The sequence below is a fragment of the Streptomyces sp. NPDC051217 genome (assembly GCF_044455465.1).
Taxonomy (GTDB): Bacteria; Actinomycetota; Actinomycetes; order Streptomycetales; family Streptomycetaceae; genus Streptomyces.
In genome coordinates this window covers 224,980-243,377 of sequence record NZ_JBITEV010000005.1, presented here as the reverse complement: position 1 = coordinate 243,377, position 18,398 = coordinate 224,980, and the positions used below count along the sequence as shown (strand labels likewise).

General features: G+C 71.3%; 19 protein-coding genes. 14 read left to right on the top strand and 5 right to left on the bottom strand.

All coding sequences use genetic code 11. The features are described from left to right. Positions 1-297 precede the first annotated feature (297 nt). The 4 genes from pheS (at position 298) to ACIBBB_RS14555 (ending at position 6,331) form a co-directional block, all read left to right on the top strand. Positions 298-1,428 (top strand): phenylalanine--tRNA ligase subunit alpha, encoded by a 1,131-nt coding sequence (gene pheS, locus ACIBBB_RS14570; RefSeq protein WP_189110366.1) that lies wholly within the window; start codon positions 298-300, stop codon positions 1,426-1,428. Further along, a complete protein-coding gene (gene pheT, locus ACIBBB_RS14565) occupies positions 1,428-3,977 on the top strand; it encodes a phenylalanine--tRNA ligase subunit beta (RefSeq protein WP_398981720.1) in 2,550 nt (849 codons plus the stop codon). The genes pheS and pheT overlap by 1 nt, the downstream gene beginning before the upstream one ends. 431 nt (positions 3,978-4,408) lie before the next feature. Continuing rightward, positions 4,409-5,746: a tetratricopeptide repeat protein gene (locus ACIBBB_RS14560; RefSeq protein ID WP_398981718.1), complete on the top strand. Its 1,338-nt coding sequence runs from the start codon at positions 4,409-4,411 to the stop codon at positions 5,744-5,746. Positions 5,747-5,797: 51 nt separating this feature from the next. After that, positions 5,798-6,331: an NUDIX hydrolase gene (locus ACIBBB_RS14555; RefSeq protein WP_398981716.1), complete on the top strand. Its 534-nt coding sequence runs from the start codon at positions 5,798-5,800 to the stop codon at positions 6,329-6,331. Positions 6,332-6,361: 30 nt separating this feature from the next. Here the strand turns inward: ACIBBB_RS14555 and ACIBBB_RS14550 are convergent, their stop codons facing one another. Continuing rightward, positions 6,362-7,222 (bottom strand): 3-hydroxybutyryl-CoA dehydrogenase, encoded by an 861-nt coding sequence (locus ACIBBB_RS14550; RefSeq protein ID WP_189110362.1) that lies wholly within the window; start codon positions 7,220-7,222, stop codon positions 6,362-6,364. Positions 7,223-7,380: 158 nt separating this feature from the next. On the opposite strand from ACIBBB_RS14550, the gene ACIBBB_RS14545 reads away from it, so the two are divergent. Further along, positions 7,381-8,667 carry a glycoside hydrolase family 10 protein gene (locus tag ACIBBB_RS14545; protein WP_398981714.1) on the top strand — a complete coding sequence of 429 codons (1,287 nt, stop codon included), beginning with the start codon at positions 7,381-7,383 and terminating at the stop codon, positions 8,665-8,667. Between the two features lie 24 nt (positions 8,668-8,691). Here ACIBBB_RS14545 and ACIBBB_RS14540 read toward each other — a convergent pair whose 3' ends face one another. Continuing rightward, complete coding sequence (locus ACIBBB_RS14540) at positions 8,692-9,588, bottom strand: DMT family transporter (protein WP_398981712.1); 897 nt, start codon at positions 9,586-9,588, stop codon at positions 8,692-8,694. Here ACIBBB_RS14540 and ACIBBB_RS14535 point away from each other — a divergent pair. From ACIBBB_RS14535 to ACIBBB_RS14525, 3 genes are all read left to right on the top strand, one after another. Then, positions 9,587-11,023 carry a PLP-dependent aminotransferase family protein gene (locus ACIBBB_RS14535; protein ID WP_398981710.1) on the top strand — a complete coding sequence of 479 codons (1,437 nt, stop codon included), beginning with the start codon at positions 9,587-9,589 and terminating at the stop codon, positions 11,021-11,023. The two genes, ACIBBB_RS14540 and ACIBBB_RS14535, sit on opposite strands and share 2 nt — an antisense overlap. A gap of 63 nt (positions 11,024-11,086) precedes the next feature. Beyond that, positions 11,087-11,530, top strand: coding sequence for a GNAT family N-acetyltransferase (locus ACIBBB_RS14530; protein ID WP_398981708.1), 444 nt, complete (start codon positions 11,087-11,089; stop codon positions 11,528-11,530). Between the two features lie 31 nt (positions 11,531-11,561). Beyond that, positions 11,562-12,137, top strand: coding sequence for a histidine phosphatase family protein (locus ACIBBB_RS14525; protein WP_398981706.1), 576 nt, complete (start codon positions 11,562-11,564; stop codon positions 12,135-12,137). Between the two features lie 40 nt (positions 12,138-12,177). On the opposite strand, the gene ACIBBB_RS14520 is transcribed toward ACIBBB_RS14525, so the two are convergent. After that, complete coding sequence (locus tag ACIBBB_RS14520) at positions 12,178-12,420, bottom strand: hypothetical protein (protein ID WP_398981704.1); 243 nt, start codon at positions 12,418-12,420, stop codon at positions 12,178-12,180. A 182-nt stretch (positions 12,421-12,602) separates the two neighbouring features. Between ACIBBB_RS14520 and ACIBBB_RS14515 the strand changes: the two genes are divergently transcribed. From ACIBBB_RS14515 to ACIBBB_RS14500, 4 genes are all read left to right on the top strand, one after another. Next, positions 12,603-13,250 (top strand): HD domain-containing protein, encoded by a 648-nt coding sequence (locus ACIBBB_RS14515; protein WP_398982058.1) that lies wholly within the window; start codon positions 12,603-12,605, stop codon positions 13,248-13,250. Next, a complete protein-coding gene (locus ACIBBB_RS14510) occupies positions 13,238-14,269 on the top strand; it encodes a GlxA family transcriptional regulator (protein ID WP_398981702.1) in 1,032 nt (343 codons plus the stop codon). The genes ACIBBB_RS14515 and ACIBBB_RS14510 overlap by 13 nt, the downstream gene beginning before the upstream one ends. A gap of 95 nt (positions 14,270-14,364) precedes the next feature. Then, positions 14,365-14,499, top strand: a complete 135-nt coding sequence (locus tag ACIBBB_RS14505) for a hypothetical protein (protein WP_398981700.1) — start codon at positions 14,365-14,367, stop codon at positions 14,497-14,499. A 52-nt stretch (positions 14,500-14,551) separates the two neighbouring features. Then, a complete protein-coding gene (locus ACIBBB_RS14500) occupies positions 14,552-14,977 on the top strand; it encodes an ester cyclase (RefSeq protein ID WP_398981698.1) in 426 nt (141 codons plus the stop codon). A 24-nt stretch (positions 14,978-15,001) separates the two neighbouring features. Here the strand turns inward: ACIBBB_RS14500 and ACIBBB_RS14495 are convergent, their stop codons facing one another. Further along, positions 15,002-15,634 (bottom strand): TetR/AcrR family transcriptional regulator C-terminal domain-containing protein, encoded by a 633-nt coding sequence (locus ACIBBB_RS14495; RefSeq protein WP_398982056.1) that lies wholly within the window; start codon positions 15,632-15,634, stop codon positions 15,002-15,004. A 195-nt stretch (positions 15,635-15,829) separates the two neighbouring features. On the opposite strand from ACIBBB_RS14495, the gene ACIBBB_RS14490 reads away from it, so the two are divergent. Continuing rightward, on the top strand, positions 15,830-16,546 hold the full coding sequence (locus tag ACIBBB_RS14490; RefSeq protein ID WP_398981696.1) for an NAD(P)-dependent oxidoreductase: 717 nt from the start codon (positions 15,830-15,832) through the stop codon (positions 16,544-16,546). 44 nt (positions 16,547-16,590) lie between these two features. On the opposite strand, the gene ACIBBB_RS14485 is transcribed toward ACIBBB_RS14490, so the two are convergent. Further along, the gene (locus ACIBBB_RS14485) at positions 16,591-17,169 is read right to left on the bottom strand and encodes a TetR/AcrR family transcriptional regulator (RefSeq protein WP_398981694.1); all 579 of its coding nucleotides are present in this window, start codon (positions 17,167-17,169) and stop codon (positions 16,591-16,593) included. A gap of 160 nt (positions 17,170-17,329) precedes the next feature. Between ACIBBB_RS14485 and argC the strand changes: the two genes are divergently transcribed. Continuing rightward, the gene (gene argC / locus ACIBBB_RS14480) at positions 17,330-18,358 is read left to right on the top strand and encodes an N-acetyl-gamma-glutamyl-phosphate reductase (RefSeq protein WP_398981692.1); all 1,029 of its coding nucleotides are present in this window, start codon (positions 17,330-17,332) and stop codon (positions 18,356-18,358) included. Positions 18,359-18,398 lie beyond the last annotated feature (40 nt).

Genomic DNA, 18,398 nt, shown 5'->3' with positions numbered 1-18,398 from the left:
TCGTCCTCATACCGGGCGTATTCGGGCGATCCGACAACACGGCGAGGTGCCGTAGCTGTCGTCGTGCGCCCGCCGGGGATTACGGGACAGCCCTTAGCGGCCCACGGGCTTCTTCACTCCGTACGGCCTTTAGACTCGACCCTTGGCACCTTTGCGTCCTCGGGCAATCGAGCGGGGTCGTTTCGCCTGGGTCCCGTCCGGTCGTTCTTCGCCTTGCGATGCACGGCACCAGGCCACGCGGGCTGATCCACGAATTTCCACCGGACAGGACCCAACCAATCGGAAGTACGGGAAGAGATGTCGGCACCCAACAAGTCGTACGACCCAGTCGAGGTCGAGGCGCTGAAACCGGAAGAGATCGAGCGCATGCGGGACGAGGCGCTCGCCGCCTTCGCCGCCGCAGGCGACCTCGACGCGCTCGCTCACGCGAAGACGGCGCACGCCGGCGGCACCTCGCCCCTGTCGCTCGCCAACCGTGAGATCGGCGCGCTGCCCCCGCAGGCCAAGGCCGAGGCGGGCAAGCGCGTCGGCCAGGCGCGCGCCGCCGTGAACAAGGCGCTCGCCGCCCGGCAGGTGGAGCTGGAGGCCGAGCGTGACGCACGGGTGCTGGTCGAGGAGGCGGTGGACGTCACACTGCCGTACGACCGCGTCCCGGCAGGCGCCCGGCACCCTCTCACCACGCTGATGGAGCGCATCGCCGACATCTTCACGGCCATGGGCTACGCGGTGGCGGACGGTCCCGAGGTCGAGGCGGAGTGGTTCAACTTCGACGCCCTGAACTTCGTGCCCGACCACCCGGCCCGCCAGATGCAGGACACGTTCTTCGTCCAGGACCGGGACGGCAAGGCCGGCGACGAGTCCGGAGTGGTGCTGCGTACGCACACGTCCCCGGTCCAGGCGCGCGCGATGCTCGACCGTGAGCCGCCCGTCTATGTGATCTGCCCGGGACGCGTCTACCGCACCGACGAGCTGGACGCCACCCACACCCCGGTCTTCCACCAGGTGGAGCTGCTCGCCGTGGACGAGGGCCTCACCATGGCCGACCTCAAGGGCACCCTCGACCACATGGTCCAGGAGCTCTTCGGCGGCGAGGGCATGAAGACCCGGCTGCGGCCGAACTTCTTCCCCTTCACCGAGCCGTCCGCCGAGATGGACATGGTCTGTTACGTCTGCCGCGGCGAGTCCGTCGGCAACCCGGACCGGCCCTGCCGCACCTGCGGCAGCGAGGGCTGGATCGAGCTGGGAGGCTGCGGCATGGTCAACCCGAAGGTGCTCGTCGCCTGTGGTGTGGACCCCGAGAAGTACAGCGGATTCGCCTTCGGGTTCGGCATCGAGCGGATGCTGATGTTCCGCCACAACGTCGAAGACATGCGAGACATGGTCGAGGGTGACGTCCGGTTCACCCGGCCGTTCGGGATGGAGATCTGATGCGCGTCCCGCTTTCCTGGCTGCGGGAGTACGTCGACCTGCCGGCCACCGAGACCGGCCGCGACGTGCAGGCCAAGCTCGTCCCCGCCGGTCTTGAGGTCGAGACGGTCGAGCAGCTCGGCGCCGGCCTCAAGGGCCCGCTCGTCGTCGGCAAGGTCCTCACCATCGATGAGCTGACGGAGTTCAAGAAGCCCATCCGCTTCTGCACCCTCGACGTCGGCGACGCCAACGGCACCGGCGAGCCGCAGGAAGTCATCTGCGGCGCGCGGAACTTCGCCGTCGGCGACAAGGTCGTGGTGGTCCTGCCCGGCGCCGTGCTGGCCGGCGGGTTCGAGATCTCCGCCCGCGAGACGTACGGCCGGACCTCGCACGGCATGATCTGCTCCAGCGGCGAGCTCGGCATGGGCGACGACGGCAGCGGCGGCATCATCGTCCTGCCGCCGGAGTACGAGGTCGGCACCGACGCGATCGAGCTGCTCCAGCTCGTCGACGAGGTTCTCGACATCGCCGTCACACCCGACCGCGGGTACTGCCTGTCGATGCGTGGCATCGCCCGCGAGACCGCCATCGCGTACGGGCTCCCGCTGCGCGACCCGGCGCTGCTCGACGTGCCCGCGCCGAACTCGTACGGCCACCGCGTGGAGATCGCCGACCCCGTCGGCTGCGACCACTTCACCGCCCGTACGGTCACCGGCCTCGACCCCGAGGCGCGCTCGCCGATCTGGCTCAAGCGCAGGCTCCAGAAGGCCGGGATGCGGCCGATCTCGCTGGCCGTCGACATCACCAACTACGTGATGCTGGAGATCGGCCAGCCGCTGCACGCCTACGACCGCAAGCGGGTCGAGGGCGCGATCGGCGTCCGGCGTGCCGAGCAGGGCGAAGAGCTGACCACGCTCGACGGCGCCAAGCGCGTCCTGGACGCGGCCGACCTCGTGATCACCGACGACCGCGGTCCGATCGGCCTCGCCGGTGTGATGGGCGGCGCCGACACCGAGATCGCCGACGGCGAGATCGCGCCGAGTCCGCTCTCCTCGTCCGCCGCCGAACGCGCGGCGCGCGGCACCACCGAAGTCGTCATCGAGGCGGCGCACTTCGACCCGATCTCCATCGCCCGTACCGCGCGGCGGCACAAGCTGGCCTCCGAGGCGTCCAAGCGCTTCGAGCGCGGCGTCGACCCGCACGCCGCCTCGGCGGCGGCGCAGCGGACCGTCGATCTGCTGGTGCTGCTCGCGGGCGGCTCGGCGGAGGCCGGTGTCACGGAGGTCGTCGCGCCGTCCGGGCCGCACACCATCACGATGGCCGCCGACCACCCGGACAGGGTGGCCGGCCTCGCGTACGGCAGGGAGACCGTCGTCCGCAGGCTCCAGCAGGTCGGCTGCGACGTCCAGGGACAGGACGAGCTGATCGTCACCGTCCCGAGCTGGCGTCCAGACCTGCGCGAGATCAACGACCTCGCCGAAGAGGTCATCCGGCTGGAGGGGTACGAGAATCTGCCCTCCACGCTGCCCAGGCCGCCGGCCGGGCGCGGGCTCACCGAGCGGCAGCGGCTGTACCGCAGGGTCGGCCGCGCGCTGGCGGGCGCGGGCTATGTCGAGGTGCTGAACTACCCGTTCATCGGTACGGCGCAGCTCGACCAGCTCGGACTGGACGCCGACGACGACCGTCGCCGTACCGTCGACCTCGTCAACCCGCTCGTCGACACCGAGCCCGCGATGCGCACGACCCTGCTGCCGGGTCTCTTCGGCGCGCTGCGCCGTAACGACGGCCGTGGCTCGCACGATCTGGCGCTGTACGAGTCGGGCCTGGTCTTCCGCCCCACGGGTGAGGAGAAGGTACCGGCCAGGCTGCCCGTCGACCGGCGCCCCACTCCGGAGCAGCTCGCGTCGCTCGACGCCGCGCTGCCCCGGCAGCCGCGCCACGCAGCCGTGGTCCTCGCCGGTGCGCGTGAGCAGAGCGGCTGGTGGGGCGCGGGCCGCCCCGCCGAATGGGCGGACGCCGTCGAGGCGGCCCGTACGGTCGCCGCCGAGGCGGGCGCCGAGCTGACGGTGGAGTCCGGGCAGTACGCGCCGTGGCACCCGGGCCGCTGCGCGGTGCTGTACGTCACGGTGGACGGCGAGCGGACCCTGGTCGGCCACGCCGGCGAGGTGCACCCGCGCGTCATCAAGGCTTACGGCCTGCCGGAGCGCACCTGCGCCATGGAGCTCGAACTGGACCTCGTGGAGCGGGCGGGCACGGGCCCGCTGCGGGCGCCGCGGATCTCGACCTTCCCGGTCGCCACCCAGGACGTGGCACTGGTCGTGGCCGAGGACGTGCCGGCCGCCCATGTGGAGCGGGCGCTTCGCGAGGGCGCGGGTGAACTGCTCGAATCGCTCCGGCTGTTCGACGTGTTCACCGGTGAGCAATTGGGCGAGGGACGCAAGTCCCTGGCGTACGCGCTCCGGTTCCGCGCCGCGGACCGGACGCTGACCGTGGACGAGGCGTCCGCCGCGCGCGACGCCGCGGTGGCACTGGCCGCCGAGCGTACGGGTGCGGTGCTGCGGGGGGCGTGAGCCCGTACGGCCGGCTCGCAGACGGCTGAACGACCGAACGACCGAACGACTGAGGGGCGCGACCGGATTCAGGTCCGGACGCGCCCCTCGGCCGTTCTTTCTTTCGGTGAGGTGGGACTCTCACGGATACCGGCGCAGGCCGGGGGGACGAACACTGCGCCGTATCCGCCTCGCAACCGCTGGCGCGGCCGATGCGCCGCCCGCCCCGCCGCGGAGTCGGGCAGGTGGCGGGACGGACGACGCGGGGTGGGCCGCCGTACCGCACGAGGGGGAGTGCGGCGGCCCCGGCCGCTCTTTGCGAGGCGACCAGTCAACAGCGGCGGCGCCGGGCGCGGCAGGGCGCACAATGGCCAGATCCGGGCATTACGTTCACACCCCGTGCGATGTCCCGCTCCATTACGCTGTGGCCTCCGAGCCTGCGGAGGGGCCATATGCAGCCCAACACCCTGCTGGATTCCCTGATCGACGAGGCGGGCATGTCCCACGCCGGGTTCGCCGCCCGGGTCAACCGGGCCGGACAGACGCGCGGGCTCGGCCTCCGTTACGAACACACGTCTGTGCTGCGGTGGTTGAGGGGCCAGCGGCCGCGTGGCCAGGTGCCCGAGCTGATCTGTCAGGTGCTGGGCGAACGCCTGGGACGCACCCTCACGCTCGACGACATCGGCCTGGGCGTGAGCCCCGGGACGCCGGGCCGCGACGCCACCCTCTCGGTCTTCGTGGAGCGGGCCACCGCGCTGTGGCGCTCCGACCACCAGCAGCGCGGTCACGTCGTGGCCGCGCCGGCCGTCACCGGTACGCACGCCGTGATGCCGGTCTGGGAGTGGGAGAACCCGCCGAGGGACGCGGACGTCTCGCGCAGCGGCCCGGGTCGCGTCGGCCCGGCCGACATCGAACTGCTGCGGACGGCCAGGGCGCACTACGAGCTGATGTACCGCAGGGCGGGCGGGCTCGCCACCCACACGCGGATCGTGGGCTTCCTCAACGCCGAGACGGCGCCCCTGCTGCGCGGCGGCTACAGCGATGCGACGGGCCGCCAACTGCACCGTGCCACCGGCGGGTTGGTGGCGGTGGCCGGTATCTGCGCGTACGACTCCGACGCGCAGGGGCTCGCTCAGCGCTACTTCCACCAGGCGCTGCGGCTGGCGAAGGCCAGCGGGGACGCCGGACTCGGCGCGTACGCCGTCGCGCTGCTCGTCAACCAGTCGCTGTTCATGGGGGAGTACCGGCAGGCGGTGGCCTTCGCCGAGGCGGCGCTGCGTACGGCGGGCCGGGCGATCACACCGGCGCTGGCCGCCGATCTGTACGCGATGCAGGCCAAGTCGTACGCCCTGCTCGGCGACGGGAGCGGGGCGCGGGCGTGCATCAGGCGGGCGGAGGCCGAGGCGGGGCGGATCAGACCGGGGCAGGAGCCGGACGAGACCGGCTATGTCGAACCGGGCCTGGTCAATGTGCAGGTCGCGGAGGCGCTGCTGAGCCTCGGCGAGTTGACGGCCGCGCGGACGCACGCCGCCGAGGCGGTGGGCACGCCGGCGCACGACCGGGGGCGGGTGCACCGGCTCGCGATGCTCAGCCAGATCGAGCTGCGGCAGGGCGAACCGGACCGGGCGGCCTGTACGGCGCGGGAGATGGCCGAGCGCGCCCGGGGTATGGAGTCGCTGCGGCTCAGGGACCGGATGGGCGTGGTGCGGCTGGGGTTGATGGAGAGCGGTTCGGCGGAGGCGACGGAAGCGGCCGGATTCATCGCACGGGCCTTGCGCGTTCCCCTGTGAGGACGTGACTGCTGCCATATTGCCAACTCCCAACCGGAAGGTGGCAAAACCGTGCAGTGGGCGAACTTAAGCGAACAGACTGTGTATGAAAATCGCTGGTTCCAGGTCAATCTGGCGGACGTCAAACTCCCCGACGGCCGGCACCTGGACCACTTCCTCATCCGGCTCCGCCCGGTGGCCGTGGCGACGGCGGTCAACGAGGCCAACGAGGTGCTGATGCTCTGGAGGCACCGCTTCATCACCGACAGCTGGGGCTGGGAACTCGCCGCCGGCGTCGTCGAGGACGGCGAGAGTGTCGAGAGGGCGGCGGCGCGGGAGATGGAGGAGGAGACCGGGTGGCGGCCCGGCCGCCTCCGGCATCTGCTCACCGTCGAGCCGTCCAACGGACTGACCGACGCCAGGCACCATCTCTACTGGTCGGACGCGGCGACCTACACCGGATACCCGCAGGACGACTTCGAGTCCTCGCGCCGGGAGTGGGTACCGCTGAGGCTCGTTCCCGACATGATCGCGCGGGGTGAGGTGCCGGCCGCCAATATGGCGGCCGGACTGCTGATGCTCCATCACCTGCGCCTGGGAGGCTGACCGGGCTTCCGTGTCCGACGGCCGGGGGACTCAGCCGTACGGGTAGAAGCCCGAGCCCGACTTACGGCCGAGGCGCCCCGCGTCCACCATGCGCTGAAGCAGCGGGGGAGCGGCGTACAGCGGCTCCTTGTACTCCGCGTACATCGAATCGGCGACCGACGCGACCGTGTCCAGGCCGATCAGATCGGCGAGCTTGAGCGGGCCCATCGGGTGGGCGCAGCCCATCTCCATGCCGTTGTCGATGTCCTCGCGGCTCGCGATACCGGACTCGAACATCCGGATCGCCGAGAGCAGATAGGGAATGAGAAGGGCGTTCACCACGAAACCGGACCGGTCCTGGGCGCGGATCGCGTGCTTGCCCAGCACGTCCTGGACGACGGCCTCGGCGCGCTTGACCGTGTCGTCGGACGTCGTCAGTGCCGGGATCAGCTCGACCAGCTGCTGGACCGGTGCCGGGTTGAAGAAGTGGATGCCGATCACCTGGTCGGGACGGGACGTCGCGACGGCCAGCTTGACCAGCGGAATGGAGGAGGTGTTGGACGACAGGATCGCGTCGGCGCGGGTCACGACCTGATCCAGGACCTGGAAGATCTCCGTCTTGACCTGCTCGTTCTCGACGACGGCCTCGATCACCAGATCACGGTCGGCGAACTCCCCGAGGTCGGTGGTGAAACTGAGCCTGCCGAGCGTCGCGTCGCGCTCCTCCTCGGTGATCTTGCCGCGTTCGGCGGCCTTCGAGAGGGAGTTGAAGAGGCGGGTGCGCCCTATCTCCAGGGCCTCACCGGTGGTCTCGGCGACCATCACCGCGAGGCCGCTGCGGGCGCACACCTCCGCGATGCCTGCGCCCATCTGGCCGCAGCCCACCACTCCGACGCGTTCGATGTCGGTCACATCGTGCCTTTCGCTGGTCCCGGTCCTGCCGGGCCCCGTGTGATTCCGGTGCCCGCCTCGGCCCCCGACGTTACTCCGCGCAGGTGTGTGCACGGCGGGCCGGGGCGGGCATGCTGTGCGGCAACATCCGACCGGGATAACCGACGAGGGGTCAATAAATGCGACAAATCGGTAGAAGAGGGTTCGTGGCGGCAACGGCAGGTGCGCTCACGTCGCTGGCGGTGACGAGCGACGCCGTCGCCGCGACCGCGGCCACCGGAGCGGCGGCGGGCGCGGAGGGCGCCGCCGGGTCCGGTGGCCGTCACAGCGCGCGCAGCGAACTGCGCGGGATGTGGCTCGCCACGGTCGTCAACCGAGACTGGCCGTCGAAGCCCGGACTGCCGGCGGCCGAACAGCGCGCCGAACTCCTGAAGTTCCTGGACACCGCCGTCGACCGGAAGCTGAACGCCGTCGTCTTCCAGGTGCGGCCGACCGCCGACGCGCTGTGGCCCTCACCGTTCGAGCCGTGGGCCGAGTGTCTGACCGGAGTGCAGGGCAAGGACCCGGGCTGGGACCCGCTGGGTACGGCCGTGAAGGAGGCCCACAAGCGCGGGCTCGAACTGCACGCCTGGTTCAACCCGTACCGCGTGGCCAATCACACGGACCCGTCCAGGCTGATCCCGAGCCACCCTGCGCGCAAGCACCCGGAGTGGGTCCTTCCGTACGGCGGGAAGCTGTACTACAACCCGGGCATCCCGGAGGTCAGGAAGTTCGTCCAGGACGCGATGCTCGACGCCGTACGGCGCTACGACATCGACGCGGTGCACTGGGACGACTACTTCTATCCGTACCCGGTCGCCGGTCAGGTCTTCGACGACGACGCGCAGTACGCGAAGTACGGCGCGGGCTTCCCCGACAAGGCTTCCTGGCGGCGCGACAACACCGACCGGCTGGTGCGCGAGACAGCCGCGCGGATCAAGAAGATCAAGAAGCGTGTCGCCTTCGGCATCAGCCCGTTCGGGGTGTGGCGCAACGTCGCCACCGACCCGACCGGCTCCGACACCAAGGCCGGTGTACAGACCTACGACGATCTGTACGCCGACACGCGGAAGTGGGTCAAGGAGGGCTGGATCGACTACATCACCCCACAGATCTACTGGAACATCGGCTTCGCCGCGGCCGACTACGCGAAGCTCGTCCCCTGGTGGAGTGAGGTGGTGAAGGGCACGGGCGTCGACCTCTACATCGGCGAGGCCCTCTACAAGGCGGGCGACCCCGCACAGCCCGCGCCGTGGCAGGACGTGGCGGAGGTCTCCCGTCATCTGACCTTCGCGAAGCGGTACCGGGAGGTGCGCGGGCACTGCTACTTCTCCGCGCTGGAGTGCGTCAACGACAAGAACGGCGCGTTCGCGAAGGCGGTGGCCGACCACTACAAGTCGCGGGTACGCCCGCCTCGTCAGGGCTGATCCGCGAAGAGCCGCGCCCGGGCCCTAGGCGCGGGCGCGCTGGGTGACCGCGATGCAGAGCAGTACGGCGACGGCCGCCAGCGGCGCGGCCGTCGCCGGCTTCTCGCCGAGCAGCGGCACCGACCAGACCAGGGTCAGCAGCGGCTGGGCGAGCTGGAGCTGGCTGGCCTTCTCGACCCCGATCGTGGCCATGCCCCGGTACCAGACGTAGAGGCCGAAGAAGGTCGACCCCGCCGCCACCCACACCAGGCCGGTCACCCCCTGAGCCGTCAGCCGTACCGGCTCGAAGGTCAGGGCGACGGCCGAGACCACCAGATTGAGGGGCAGGCACCCGACCAGCGCCCAGCCGATCACCTGCCAGCCCGGCATCAGGCGAGCCAGCCTGCCGCCCTCCGTATAGCCGGCCGCGCACACCAGCAGCGCGCCGAACAGATACAGATCACCGGTCGAGACGGCCCCGCCGCTCTGCTGGAGGGTGAAGGCGATCACCACGCCCGCGCCCGCGACGGCCGCGCCCCAGAACGTGCGCGACGGGCGCCTGCCGGTACGCAGCGCCGAGAACGCGGCGGTGCTCAGCGGAAGGAGCCCCACCACAACGGCCGCGTGTGCCGTGGTCGAGGTCTGGAGGGCCAGCGTCGTCAGCATGGGGAAGCCCAGCACCACACCCGAGGCCACCACGGCGAGCGCGCCCCAGTGCCGACGGGGCGGGACCGGCACTCGCACCGCCAGCAGGAAGCCGCCCGCTATCAGCGCGGCCAGCACGCCGCGTATCGCGACCAGGGACCAGGGGCCGAAGTTCTCCAGCCCCCAGACGGTCGCGGGGAAGGTGAGCGAGAAGGCGAGGACCCCCGCCGCGGCGAGGAGGGTGCCGCCGGTAACCGCTACCGGGGCCGTACGAGTAGCGCTATCCTGTGCTGTCATGCAAGAGCGTAGCAGCGTGGCGGAGTTGGCGAAATCTCTACGAGCCGAGCTCGACCGCTACTCCCCGGGTGGAAAGCTGCCGTCCAGCAGGGAACTGGTCGAGCGCCACCGGGTCTCCCCGGTGACCGTCTCCCGGGCGCTCGCCCAGCTCTCCGCCGAGGGCCTGGTCGTCACCCGCCCCGGCGCCGGAGCCTTCCGGGCACCCGCCCGGCCCGGCATACCGCAGCCGGGGGATACCTCCTGGCAGGAGGTCGCGCTGAGCGCCGACGCCGCCACCGAACTCGTCCCGCGCAGCGTCGACTCCTCCGCCGTACTGACCACCCTCGCCGTGCCCCCACCCGGGGTGATCGAGTTCAGCGGCGGCTATCTGCACTCCTCCCTCCAGCCCGAACAGGCCATGGCCGCCGCCCTGGCCCGTGCCGGCAGACGCCCCGGCGCCTGGAGCCGCCCGCCCATCGACGGACTCCCCGAACTCCGCGAGTGGTTCGCCCGCGACATCGGCGACACCTGGACCGCCGCCGACGTACTCGTCACCTCCGGCGGCCAGAGCGCCCTCACCACCGCGCTGCGCGCACTCGCCCCGCCCGGCGCGCCCGTCCTTGTCGAATCACCCACCTATCCCGGCATGCTCGCCATCGCACGGGCCTCCGGACTGCGGCCCGTCCCCGTACCCGTCGACCCCGACGGCGTACGCCCCGAACTCCTCGCCGCCGCCTTCCGGGCCACCGGCGCAAGGGTTTTCGTCTGCCAGCCCCTCATCCAGAACCCCACCGGAGCGGTCCTCTCCGAGGCCCGCCGGCCCGAGATACTGCGCATCGCCCGCGAGGCCGGCGCCTTCGTCGTGGAGGACGACTTCCTGCGCCGTCTCATCCACGAGGACGCGGGCCCGCTGCCCCGCCCCCTCGCCGCCGACGACCGGGACGGAGTCGTCGTCCACGTCTGCTCCCTCACCAAACCGACCTCGCCCAGCCTCCGGGTCGGAGTACTCGCCGCCCGGGGCCCGGTGCTCGAACGGCTCCGGTCCATCCACGTCGTCGACTGCTTCTTCGTCGCCCGCCCCCTCCAGGAAGCCGCCCTCGAACTGGTCGGCTCACCCGCCTGGAATCGCCATCTGCGGTTCCTCGCACGGGAGTTGAAGAACCGCAGGAATGCCATGACCGCGGGTGTCCTACAGCACCTGCCCGAACTGGCCCTCCCGCACATCCCGCCCGGCGGCTATCACCTGTGGCTGCGCCTGCCCGACGGCACCGACGAACAGGCCCTCGTCTCCGCGGCGCTGCGCGCGGGCGTCTCCGTCACCGCCGGCCGCCCCTATTTCTGCGCCGAACCCTCCGCGGGCCACCTCCGGCTGGCCTTCGCGGCCGTCGCTGGACCGCAGGAGATCGCCGATGGCATACGACGGCTGCGTACCGCCTGCGACGAGGTGCTGAGCTGACCACATGCCTTGATCGTGGCATCCGCCACTGACAACAGGCCCACCACCTGGCAGCCTTCCGCCATGAGTGAGACGACGACCTCCGCCGCGTACGAGATCTCGACCGACCCCGCACGTCTCGACGCGGACCGGATCCACCGCTGGCTGTCGACGGACGCGTACTGGGCGCTCGGCCGCGACCGCGACGTCCAGGACAGGGCGATCGCCGGATCGCTCAACTTCGGCGTCTACGACACCGCTTCGGGTGAACAGATCGCGTACGCCCGCGTCGTCACCGACCACGCCACCTTCGCCTGGCTCTGCGACGTGTACGTCGACCCCGTCGCCCGCGGCAAGGGACTCGGCACCGAACTCGTCGCCGCCGTGCGCGACCACCTCGCCCCGCTGGGGCCGCGCCGCGTGATGCTGGCCACGGAGGACGCCCACGGCGTCTACGAGAAGGTGGGGTTCAAGTCGCTCGAAAACCCCCTGATGTGGATGACTCTGGACCTTCAGGTTCCCTCTTGACCTGTGCCGTTTTCGGGATCACGATCCCGACATGAGTGTTCGGGTCACGTTGGTCGCCGCCGCGCGCAGCTCAGCCCCACTTGCCGAACGTTTCGACGACGACCGTCCCCTCGACCAGGCCGGTTGGCACGAGGTGCAGCTCGTCGCGCACTCGCTCGTGCCGCTGGCCGCCGCCGAGCTGCGCTACTGCTCGCCCACCGCGCGCAGCCGCGCCACCGGGGAAGCCCTCGGTTACGCGCCCCTGGTCCAGCCGGCACTGCGGGACTGCGACATGGGCCGCTGGCGCGGCTGCACCTTCGCGGACGTCGCCGCGCGCGAACCCGCCGCGGTGGACGCCTGGCTCGCCGACCCCCGCTCGGCCCCGCACGGCGGCGAACCGCTGCTGGCGTTCATCTCCCGCATAGGCGGCTGGCTGGACACGCGCCCCGCCGACAACATCGGCGCCATCGTGGCCGTCGCCGAACCGGCGGTCATCAGGGCAGCACTCGTCTACGCCCTGCACGCCCCCGCACCGACCTTCTGGAACGTGGATGTCCGCCCGCTCTCCACCATCACCCTCATGGGCGCGCCCGGCCGCTGGAGCCTGCGCCTGGACGCCCGCGTCTGAGCGGGTGCGCCGCCCCGGGTGGGTAGGGGCCGGACCCCGCTCAGCCCCACTCCGCCGAGCAGCGGACACAGCCTTCCCAGTGCGGCAGCGCGCCGAGGATCCGATGCCGTACGCAGGACGCCACCGCCGCTTCGTCCGGGCCCGGGAAGCGCCCGTCGGGCGAGCGCCCTGCCGCCGGTTCGGGGTCGTACGCCTCGACCATCGCCCTGAACCGCCGCAGACAGCTCTCGGTGTACGGCGCCTCGTAGTCCAGTTCGTCCCAGCGGTGCCGGGTGTTCCCCACGCCGGCTCCCGCCCCCGTCCCGTGCTCCCGTCACACAGTACGGCGGCGCGTCATGTCCGTATCTGTGGGTCATACGGCCCTGTGGTCATGGCACACCGGTCGGCGGCTCAGGAGACTGGAGGAGTGGGCCGGGGGACACCGGCCACGCACGGACCAGCGAGCAGAAGGACCAGGTGATGACGATGGCCGACAACCCCTCCGTACCGGCGGGCGTGAGCGTACCGGACACGAAGCTCGCACGGGCGGCGACCGAGCTCGTACGCGACACCGTGAGCGAACTGATCTACGACCACTCACGCCGCGTCTACTTCTTCGGCAGCCTCCAGGGGCGCAACCGCGATCTCAGCTTCGACCCCGAACTCCTCTACATAGGGGCCCTGTTCCACGACCTGGGCCTCGGCGAGCCCTTCCACGGAAGCGGGCGGCGCTTCGAGGTCGACAGCGCCGACGAGGCACGCCGCTTCCTCCAGGCCAACCAGGTGCCCGAGGACAGCATCCGGCGCGTATGGACGGCGATCGCCCTGCACACGACGCCGGGCGTCCCCGAGTTCATGGAGCCGGAGGTGGCGCTGGTGACCGCGGGCGTCGAGTACGACGTCCTCGGCATCGGCTACCACGACATCGGCGAGGACGACCGGGCCGCCGTCGTCGCGCTGCACCCGCGTCCCGGCTTCAAACAGCGCATCCTCGGCGCGTTCACCGACGGCGTCCGGCACAAGCCGGAGACCACCTTCGGCAACGTCAAGGCCGACGTCCTCGCCCACTACGTGCCCGGCTTCGAGCGCGGCGACTTCGTGCGTACGATCCTGGACTCGCCGTGGCCCGAGTGACCGTGGCCGTCGTGGCGTTCGACGGGGTGCAGCTCCTCGACGTCACCGGCCCGGCCGAGGTGTTCACCACGGCCAACCTGTTCGGCGCCGACTACGACGTACGGATCGTCTCCCCGGACGGGGCCGACGTACGTACGTCGGCGGGCGTACGCATCGGCGTCGACGGCGGACCGGCGGCGCTGCCCGCCCGGCCGCACACCCTCGTGGTGCCCGGCCGGGGCGACTGGCGGCGGGCCGTCACCGACCGGCCGCTCATCGCCCTCGTCGAGGAACTGGTCCGGCGCTCACGCCGGACCGCCTCGGTGTGCGCCGGCGCGTTCGTCCTTGCGGAGACGGGCGCCCTGGACGGGCGGCGCGCCGCGACGCACTGGAGACTGGCGCCGCAGCTCGCCACCGCGTACCCACGGGTGCGCGTCGAGCCGGACCCGGTGTTCGTGCGGGACGGCGACATCGTCACGTCCGCCGGTGTCACCGCCGGAATCGACCTCGCGCTCTCCCTGGTCGAGGACGACCATGGCGCCGGGGTGGCGCGCGATGTCGCCCGCGAGCTGGTGGTCTTCATGGCCCGCCCCGGCGGACAGTCGCAGTTCAGCGCGCGCCTGGCGCCGCGCGAGGCCAAGCACCCGGCGGTACGGCGCGCGATGGACGCGGTCGGCGCCGACCCGGCCGCCCCGCACAGTCTGGAGTCCCTGGCGGAGACCGTCGGCATCAGCGCCCGCCACCTCAGCAGGCTCTTCCGCGGCGAGACGGGCACGACGCCCGGCCAGTACCTGGAATCCGTACGGCTGGAAGCCGCGCGGGGCCTCCTCGAATCGGGCGCCGACTCCGTGGAGACGGTCGCCGGGGCGGCCGGGTTCGGCTCGTCCGAGACGATGCGGCGGGTGTTCCAGCAGACGCTGGGCATCGCGCCCACCGCCTACCGGGCGCGCTTCCGCACGACGACACCCGCGAAGGACGACGCCGTTCGCACCGCGATCACGGGCCCCTACCAGGGCAGCGGACCTGTCACGTCGAAGTAGCCGCCCGCCGGGCCGCCGGGGCACATCTGAGCCATCCGTACCGTCTCCGGCTGGACTGCGACGTACTCACCGTCGCCGGGAGCCACCCGCGCATCGTGAGCCGCACGGGCGAGCCCGGCACGGAGGACGCCGAACGCCTCGCGCTGCTCATGGTGATCGGCACACAGACGCTCGTGGTGCAACCGGGGAGCGGGGGCCGACGGCACCGCGTACTCCGCTGCCGCTGTTGACCTTGTCGCGACGGCAGGGTTTCTACTGAAACCAAGCCCGAGGAGGAGAACGATGACCGTGACCCCTGAGAAGAACCTCGCCCTGATGCACACCGCCTACAGAACGCTCCAGAGCGGCGACCTCGACGCCTGCGCGGAGCTGGTGACCGAGAACTTCATCGCCAACCTCCCCGGACTCCCGGACCCGTTGCACGGGCGGGAGATCTGGAAGCTCGGGGCACAGGCCATGTTCGAGGGCTTCCCCGACCTGCGGATCCAGGTCGAGGACATGTTCGGCGTCGACGACAAGGTGACGGTGCGCGTCCAGTTCCGGGGCACCCACCAGGGCACCTTCCAAGGGATCGAGGCGACGCGGCGGCCTGTGAGCTTCCGCAGCATCGAGATCTACCGCATGGAGGGCGACAGGATCGCCGAGGAGTGGGTCGCTCCGGACATGATGAGCCTCATGCGGCAGATCTCGTCCGAGCCGGACGAGTGAGTGGCGTACTCGGTCACGTCGAGATCACCGGCGCAGGGCGCTCCCGCCCCCGCCGCCGGTCGCGCCCTCGTCCGGGTGCAGGGCGTCGAGGATGAGGCTGAGGCCGAAGGCGAACTCGTCGCCGTAGGAGTAGCCGGGCTTGAGGGCGTGCTCCACGGCGAGTTCGGTGAGGTGGGGGTAGGCGTCGGCGGGCATGTCGCTCAGGATGGTCTCCGCGACCTCGTCCAGCTCGGCCGAACTGCTGAACGGCAGGCTCAGTTCCTGGATCACGAAGCCGTACAGGTAGCTGTCGATCAGCGACACGGCGTGCGCGGCCATCGGGACGGAGAACCCTCCCGCCCGCAACGCGCCGATGACCGCGTCGTGGTGGCCCAGCGTCGCGGGGCCCGGCCGGGTGCGTGAGTCCATCAGGCCCACGGCCCACGGATGGCGGCGGAGCACCGCGCGGGCGGAGTCCGCGCGGCGGCGCATGGCGCTCTTCCAGTCCGTGTCGCGCGGCGGCAGCTCGATCTCGCCGAACACCGTGTCCACCATGCCGTCGAGGATGTCCTCCCTGCCCGCGACATGGTGATAAAGCGACATCGCCTCGACGCCCAGCGGCTCGGCGATGGCCCGCATGGTGAGCGCCGCCGATCCCTTCTCGTCCGCCACCGCCACCGCCGTGCGGATCACGCGCTCGCGACTGAGCGGCACACGCGCCGACGCTTTGCGCCCGCGCCTGCCTGTACCCCTGCCCGCGCCCCTGGTTCCCTCGGGCATCCGCCCTCCTTCTCACTCCTCTTGACTGCCTTACGGCATAAGGCTAACTTGCCTTACAACATAAGGTCGCCATTCCGGCTGAGGGGCTGCGTCATGGGCACGGACCACGCGAAGAAGATCTGCATCGTCGGGGCTTCGGGGAAGCTCGGGCAGTACATGGTTCGCCACGCGCTGGAACGCGGCTACGAGGTGGTCGGCGTCTGCCGCGAGCGCAGCGTGCCGAAACTGGCCGCGTTCGAAGGCCGGATGACCATCGTCCCCGGATCCACGAACGACCCCGATGTGATCCGGCGGGCGGTCGCCGGATGCGACGGAGTGCTGACGGTGCTGGTGCCCTGGGGTGTGCGGCAGTACGCGTCCGGTACGGCGCAGGCGGTGCTCGACCACGCACGGCCGGGCGCACGCCTGATCTTCTCGTGCGGCTGGCACATCACCCGCGACGGCAAGGACACGTACTCACGGATGTTCCGGGCGGCCCTCGGTGCCGCCGCCGTGCTGGGCAAACTGGTCCGCTTCGCGGAGATCGACGACCAGGTGGAGGCGTGCCGCCGCGTGTTCGCCAGCGACACGGCGTGGACCGTGGTGCGCGGCAGCACCCTCAAGGAGGGCGAGAGCGAGGGCCTGCCCGTCTGGAGCCGCCACGTGGGCGACCCGATCCTGGCCGGCAACCTGACCCACCGCGTGGACTACGCCCTGTTCATGGTGGTGGCACTCACCGACGACACCCTGATCCGGGAAGCCCCGGCGATAGTCGGCTGCCGCACCCCCGGCGCCCTGGCCCACGCGGGCCGCCTCAACGACCGTGCGTAGCGCGTCGGCGCGGCTCTCTGCCGAGCTGGAGTGACTGACAGGCCCTATCCCAGCGACGCGCTCGCCGCACGCAGCTCCTCCAAGGCCGTCAGCACGTACCCGGCGAGTTCGTCCTCCGCGCCACGGTCGCCCTCCGACCATTCGGCGTACCCCCGTTTGAAGGCGAGGACGCCCAGCTCGCCCGCGAGAGCCGCGGTCGGATCCGGTACGCCCCGGGCGACCAGGGCGGATGTCATCGCTGCCGCGAGGCTGACGCTCTTGAGGGCGTCACGCTCCTGAAGTTCGGCGCTGGCGGCGACGGCCGCCTTCAGGCGAGGGGCGAGTTCCCGGTTCATGGGGCCCATCGCGCTGGAGGCGCGCTCAAGGCCGGCGGCGACCGCCTGGAGTGGGCCGGCGTCACCGGGTGCCTCGGCGATCCCCTCGGCCAGCAGCCGGCTCAGCGTCTCCTGACCGGCCACCAGCAGCTCGCGCTTGTCGGGGAAGTGCCGGAAGAAGGTGCTTTTGGTGACTCCGGCACGCTCGGCGATCTGCGTGACCGTCGTGGCGTCGTACCCCTGCTCGGTGAAGAGATCGACCGCTGCCACGACGAGGCGTTCGCGCGCGCCTGGTTCCCATCGGCCCATGGGCGCATCCTACGTGACGGGACAAAAGTCCCATCGCCCGCGAAGGAGCTGACGGCGGAAGCGGCCGCGGGCCGCGCACCCCGACAGGCCGGCCCCCGGCGCACCATTGCATAAAGCTGCGTAGTTACGTATAGTCATGCCATCGACGAGGAGGGCTTCGATGGCAGTACGTGCAGCGGTGGCGGGAGCCAGTGGATACGCCGGGGGGGAAGTGCTCCGGCTGCTCCTGGGGCACCCCGGCGTCGAGATCGGCGCTCTCACCGGGAACTCTAACGCCGGTCAGCGCCTCGGTGCGCTCCAGCCCCACCTCGGGCCGCTGGCCGAGCGGGTCCTGGAGCCGACCACGGCAGACGTGCTCGCCGGGCACGACGTCGTCTTTCTCGCCCTGCCGCACGGGCAGTCCGGCGCCGTCGCCCAGCAGCTCGGCGACGACGTGCTCATCGTCGACATGGGCGCGGACTTCCGGCTGAAGGACGCCGCCGACTGGGAGACGTTCTACGGCTCCGCCCATGCCGGTACCTGGCCCTACGGCCTCCCCGAACTGCCGGGCAGCCGCGCCGCGTTGGAGGGGTCCAGGCGCGTCGCGGTGCCCGGCTGTTATCCGACGGCCGTCACGCTCGCGCTCTTCCCCGCGTACGGCGCGGGCCTCGTCGAGCCCGAGGCCGTCATCACCGCCGCCACCGGCACCTCCGGCGCGGGCAAGGCCGTCAAGCCCCATCTGCTCGGCTCCGAGGTCATGGGCTCGATGAGCCCGTACGGCGTCGGCGGCGGCCACCGGCACACCCCCGAGATGATCCAGAACCTCAGCGCCGTGGCGGGGGAGCGGGTCGGCGTCTCCTTCACCCCCACCCTCGCCCCCATGCCCCGCGGCATCCTCGCCACCTGCTCCGCGAAAGCCCGGCCGGACGTCACCGCGGCCGACATACGCGGCGCGTACGAGAAGGCCTTCGCCGACGAGCCGTATCTCCAGCTCCTGCCCGAGGGCCAGTGGCCGGCGACCGCGTCCGTGTACGGCTCCAACGCCGTACAGGTCCAGGTCGTCCTCGACGAGAACGCCCGGCGCCTCATCGCGATCAGCGCCATCGACAACCTCACCAAGGGCACGGCCGGCGGCGCGGTCCAGAGCATGAACATCGCCCTCGGGCTGCCCGAGGAGACCGGGCTCCCCGCAACCGGCGTCGCGCCGTGAGCCCGGCTCCGTACAGGCACCACACCACCACCCGGCCGAA